We start from the raw sequence: 4,976 nt of genomic DNA, 5'->3' as shown, positions 1-4,976 counted from the left end.
GTGCCGGGTCGATGCCCTCGTCCTTGACGATCTCCCAAATGGTCGAGGCAGCGACCTTGATGCCCAGAGTAGCCAGCTCGCCGTGCACGCGGCGATAACCCCAACTCGGGTTCTCCCGGACCAGGCGCAGCACCAGCCGCCGGATCGAGGCAACCGTACGCGGGCGGCCAGTTCGCTTGGGCCGACAGGATTTCGCGTGGCGATGGCGCATCAGATCGCGGTGCCATCGCAGCACCGTGTCCGGGCTGACGATCAAATGCAGCCGGCGCAACGAGGCACGAGAGAGAGGTTGCAGGAGCGCCGCCGGGAAGGCCCGGTCCTCGGGGGCGAACCTGGCCTGTGCCGGACCGAGTTGCCGCTGCAGGGCCGCAAGCTGATGACGCAGGGCCAAGATCTCCGCGTCCTTGTCCCGGTCGCTCATCGGCAGCAGCCGCAGCGCGGCGAAGGCGTTGGTCACGGCGAGATAGGTCAGACGCAGCAGCACAACCGGCCATCATGCCCGAGACTTTGCCGAGACCACAGAACGAGATTCGATGCCAGGCCGACAGCCTCCATAGCAAGCCTGCATATGCGGTTGACCTGCACGGACGAGGTATTCGGCAGGCGCAGACACGGGGAGTCCTCAACGAACCGTCGCCGACGACCTGCAGCACACGCTCGGCCTGAGCCCGGCCGAAACCTGCGGTGCCGTACTCGGTGCGTGCGGCGGCCACCGCCCGGTCGGCGGCGAGCTTGGCGACCTGCTGAGCGTGGAAGAACGCCCCGGCCTGGACGATCAGTATCAGGACGAACACCACCAGTGGCAGGCAGAGCATCATTTGCACCGAGGCCGTGCCCTGATCGTCGCGCACGGCCAGGGCCGTACGCCTTAGAAATAAATGGATTTCGCCTTGGCGACCACGAGGGCGTAGATGATCGCGCCGACGACCGACGCCAGCGTCGACAGCCCCAACACCCACAGCACCACCTCGATGGTGGTGGAGCCCCGGTCTTCCTCGCGCAGCCTGCGCGTCATCTCGTGGCGGCGCGCCCACTGCGCGGCCAGTCGTGCTCTCATCGACTCCAGCAGGTGTTCCAGTGGTCGTGCCTTTCCCTCGTGATCGTGTTCTTCGTGCCGACGGGTTTTTCAACATGTTGTGGACAACTCCCGCCGTCTACCGGATCTGCTTGGCCGCCGCCGCGAGCGCGGCGTAGCCGACGAAGCAGACGGCTGACATCGCCAACAGTCCGCCGGGCAGGCGGCGGGAGCGGGAGTTCGCCGTCCAAGTCGAGGCACTGCGTTTCGTCGGCCGCCGGCCTGGCCGGCGTCGACCAGGCGGCGATCACGGTGGCCGGCGGTGCGGGCATCGACACCAACTCCATCGCGACGACCACGATCGCTCCCACAGTCACGATCGCCCCGGCGCGACCTGACTCTTCCTTGCAACCTCGTGAAGTGCTGGCAACACGGGTTCCGGGGGGCGCCGAGTCCATCAGGGACCGTATATACGAGCCCCGTGTATCGGCACGCAGCGTCATCGATCGGATACGGGACATGACGGTCGGTTATGAGACCCGCGTCACACCGACGGGTCACTGTGAAGGCACAGAAGTGGAAACCACATCTGGCGCCGATCACTGAGTAGCCGCAAGGATTCGCGCGACAGGCCCGGAGCCAGGGCGCTGAGACGGGCGGCGATACCGCTGAGGAGGAGTCTCGCGATGAACGATGAGGGGATGCGGCCGGCCGCTGCTGGGCCGCCGTCCGGAGCGTGACGGGAGCCGCATAAATCGAGAGATTTACGTACGGATCTGTGGGAGCCCGGAGCTGCGATGCTCCGGGCCATCCGGCGACAGGGTACTGCTATCCGACATCGCACGGACATGGTGAATCCTCGCATCGTGGAGCGGGGACCGCCTTCGTCACGACGAAGTGCCGAGCACCTTGTCCGCCGCTTTCAGCAGCGTATCGTTGCCCTGCTTGATCCCGGCCAGGGTCGAGGCGTTCACGTCGATCTCAGCCTTCTCATAGGCCGCGTCGACGGCGAGCCAGGTGCCGACCACTTTGGTCTGTTGCTTGCAGGACACATCCGCGGTCGCGACCGCGATCTCCTTCGGGGACGCGACTCGGCCGGCGAAGTCCTTGTCGTTCTCCGCCTCGATCGGACTCGCGTAGGAATAGCCCTTGCCTTTCATGCAGGCCGACCACTTGGCGAACGTCGCGGTGACCCTCGGGTCGGCTGCCGACCGGTTGTAACCGTCATGGTCGATCTGGCGCACGATGTCCGGCTCGCCGAGGGTGCCTCCTGCTGTGGTCAGCTTCTCGGTGGCCTCGGCCATGCAGCCGCCCTTGGGCACCTGCTGACCGGCCACGACCAGCGGGGTGCCCGTGGTGGGTGCCGCGGTCGTCCCAGCCCGGTTCGTGTCGGTGCTCCCGGTGAGGACCTGCATCTGCGCGGTGTCCAGGTTCGGTTCGCTCGGCTTGCCGCCCGTGTTGGGAAGGTGATAACCCCACTGAGCTGCGGTCGTGGCGTTCGTCGCTCCGTAGCGCCGGTCCAGGAACGCCGTGGCGGTCCCGTTGCCGGAGGCCGGCGGAGTGATCGTGAACCCGAATCGTTTCATGCACTGCACCGCTAGTTCGTTCTTGGCGCGGGAGATCGCGTTGTTCTGGGCCGGCGTCATCTCGTACTGCTCGATGGGCAGCGAGAGCGCGTTGGGGTCGAGCACCTCGGGTGTCGAGGCCACCGAGGCTGGTGCCACCGTGGAGGAGGGCGGGACCGCTTTGCCGTCGGCCGAGCCGCCGGTGGTCCCGCCCTTCGAACTGTGCGAGCTCGAACAGGCGCCGGTCGCGAGCACCGTCGCCAGTACCATCGCGAACACGCCCCGCGGAAAACGCCGCTGGTGGTCGTTCATGTTCATGCCCGCCTCCACGAGGTGAATAAGGGGTCTACTAAAGGACGGACGCCTGTCCCCCGGCTACCGGTTCCAGCGCCTAGCAGATGTAGCCGCCGCAGTCCCAACCCTGCGAAGCGTTCTGGTTGTAGGTGTTCACCAGGTTGATCCACGGCGCGGCATCGGGGTTGTTCGGCACCATGTCCCGCGCACCCTGCTGATTCGAGTTGTATTCGATGCCAGGCCGACAGCCTCCATAGCAAGCCTGCATATGCGGTTGACCTGCACGGACGAGGTATGCGGCAGGCGCAGAGTCGGATGGTGAGCCGGGCGTCACCTCGGCCGGCAAGCCGTCGCACTCGCGGCCTGAAGGATTAGCGGTAGTCCGTTGTGATCAGGCGGGTATAGCGCTGTGCTGATAGCAGGTGCCTGTCTGTTCGTGTGGAGGGATCATGGCCACGCCTCGTCTGCCGGTGGCTGCGGCGCCCGGTCCGTTGGAGGGTTATCTCGCCGAGTTCGATCCGGTGTTGGCGTCGCGTGCTCAACGGGCCGCGATCAGGGACTATGTGGCGGCTCTTCTGCGGCCGAGTGAGCGGAACAAGACTCTGACAGCGCTGGCGGAGACCGAGCCTGGCGTGGGCTCCAAACACCCCGAGGAGCAGCGGCTGCAGTGGTTCTTGTCCGAGTCGCCCTGGGACCACGAGAAGGTCAACGATCGCAGGATCGAGCTGCTGGTCGCCGATGCGCGCACCGCGCCGCACGAGGCGGGTGTGCTGATCATCGATGACTCCGGGGACCGCAAGTCCGGACACGCCACCGACTACGTCGCCCGGCAGTACCTCGGCTCGCGGGGCAAGACCGAGGAGGGCATCGTGGCGGTCACGACCTGCTGGGCCGATGACAAGCTGTACTGGCCGGTGCACACCGTGCCCTACCAGCCGGCTTCCCGGCTGCCCGGCGGCCGCAAGGACCCGGCGTTCCAGACCAAACCGCAGATCGCCGCAGGCCTGGTCACCCGCGCCCGGGCCGCGGGCATCGGCTTCCGCTGTGTAGTCGCCGACGCCGACTACGGCCCCAGCCACGCCCCGGCGCTGATGACCCAGCTGGATGCCACCGAAGTGCCCTACGTGGTGGCACTCATCCCCGCCATGGCACTACGGACCGGATCCGGGGCACCGGTCTCACCCCGGGACGCCGCGGCCGCCGTGCCGTTCACCTCACCGACGCACCCGGGGCGCTGGCACCGGATCACCCGGCACCTGCGCGACGGCAGCACCCAGACCTGGTGGGCCACCGAGATCACTCTGGGCGCCTTCGGGCCCAACAAGGCCAAGCGGATGGTGGTGGCCACCGTGGACCCGAAGACCCTGCCGAAGACCAGCACCCGATATCTGGCCACGAACATCCCCCGCCGGGCACGGCGCGGCCCGTGGCCTCCGGCCACAATGGCCGAGGTCGTCGGGCTCTACAGCCTGCGCAACTGGATCGAGCAGGACTACAAGCAGGTGAAGCACGAACTGGGCTGGGCCGATTTCCAAGTCCGTTCCGGCACCGCGATCTGCCGCCACTGGACCCTGGTCAACCTGGCGTTCTCCTTCGGCTGGCAGCAAGACATCGACACCGGGCCAGCATCGGGGCGACCCACCACCGCGGCACCTGCGGATCCGGGACCCGACACCTGGCCACAGCGGCTGCGCCGCATCCGGGCCTGGCTCGTCCCCTTCCACGACCTGCTCCGGATCATCCGCTCCGGAGCCCTCGCCCACGTCCCTCGCGAGATCAACCGCCTCACCACCAGCCTGGCCAGCGGCCACGGCATCAACCTCTACCAACCGCCATAACCGCCAACCCGATCACAACGGACCACCGCTAATCCCACTTGCAAGCGACCAGCTGACGGTGCCAAGCCAGCAGCGTCGCCGGACTGACCGGGAACACCGCAGCCCATCGCCGACGCGGGATCAGTGAGGACGGTGCCGCGAACCAGAACCGGTCGGCCGGCTCGCAACGAACCCTGGCGATCTGACGGCGCAGAACCGCATTCTCATGGCGCAACACCAGCAGCTCAGCGTCCTTGGACACCTCACGGCGTAGCAACACCGCCT

General features: G+C 67.1%; 3 protein-coding genes and 3 pseudogenes. 1 reads left to right on the top strand and 5 read right to left on the bottom strand.

Annotation, left to right across the window (positions count from 1 at the left end):
• The 4 genes and pseudogenes from JF597_RS00350 to JF597_RS00340 form a co-directional block, all read right to left on the bottom strand.
• Positions 1-484: pseudogene (locus JF597_RS00350) on the bottom strand (hypothetical protein); the annotation flags it as partial.
• Between the two features lie 238 nt (positions 485-722).
• Positions 723-824: pseudogene (locus JF597_RS55395) on the bottom strand (TadE/TadG family type IV pilus assembly protein); the annotation flags it as partial.
• A 44-nt stretch (positions 825-868) separates the two neighbouring features.
• On the bottom strand, positions 869-1,057 hold the full coding sequence (locus tag JF597_RS00345; protein WP_293986537.1) for a hypothetical protein: 189 nt from the start codon (positions 1,055-1,057) through the stop codon (positions 869-871).
• 845 nt (positions 1,058-1,902) lie between these two features.
• Entirely contained in the window at positions 1,903-2,898 is a 996-nt protein-coding gene (locus JF597_RS00340) for a hypothetical protein (protein ID WP_293986535.1), read from the bottom strand.
• 425 nt (positions 2,899-3,323) lie between these two features.
• Between JF597_RS00340 and JF597_RS00335 the strand changes: the two genes are divergently transcribed.
• Positions 3,324-4,712, top strand: a complete 1,389-nt coding sequence (locus tag JF597_RS00335; RefSeq protein WP_293986533.1) for an IS701 family transposase — start codon at positions 3,324-3,326, stop codon at positions 4,710-4,712.
• Positions 4,713-4,743: 31 nt separating this feature from the next.
• On the opposite strand, the pseudogene JF597_RS00330 reads toward JF597_RS00335, so the two are convergent.
• Positions 4,744-4,976: pseudogene (locus tag JF597_RS00330) on the bottom strand (integrase); the annotation flags it as partial.

The sequence above is a fragment of the Streptomyces sp. genome (assembly GCF_019510245.1).
Classification (GTDB): domain Bacteria; phylum Actinomycetota; class Actinomycetes; order Streptomycetales; family Streptomycetaceae; genus Streptomyces.
This window is presented reverse-complemented; position numbering and strand designations above follow the sequence as displayed.

What these genes read in the sequence shown, in the direction of transcription:
- JF597_RS00345 (WP_293986537.1), bottom strand. Translation starts at nt 1,057, where the DNA reads ATGAGAGCACGACTGGCCGCGCAGTGGGCGCGCCGCCACGAGATGACG.
- JF597_RS00340 (WP_293986535.1), bottom strand. Translation starts at nt 2,898, where the DNA reads ATGAACATGAACGACCACCAGCGGCGTTTTCCGCGGGGCGTGTTCGCG.
- JF597_RS00335 (WP_293986533.1), top strand. Translation starts at nt 3,324, where the DNA reads ATGGCCACGCCTCGTCTGCCGGTGGCTGCGGCGCCCGGTCCGTTGGAG.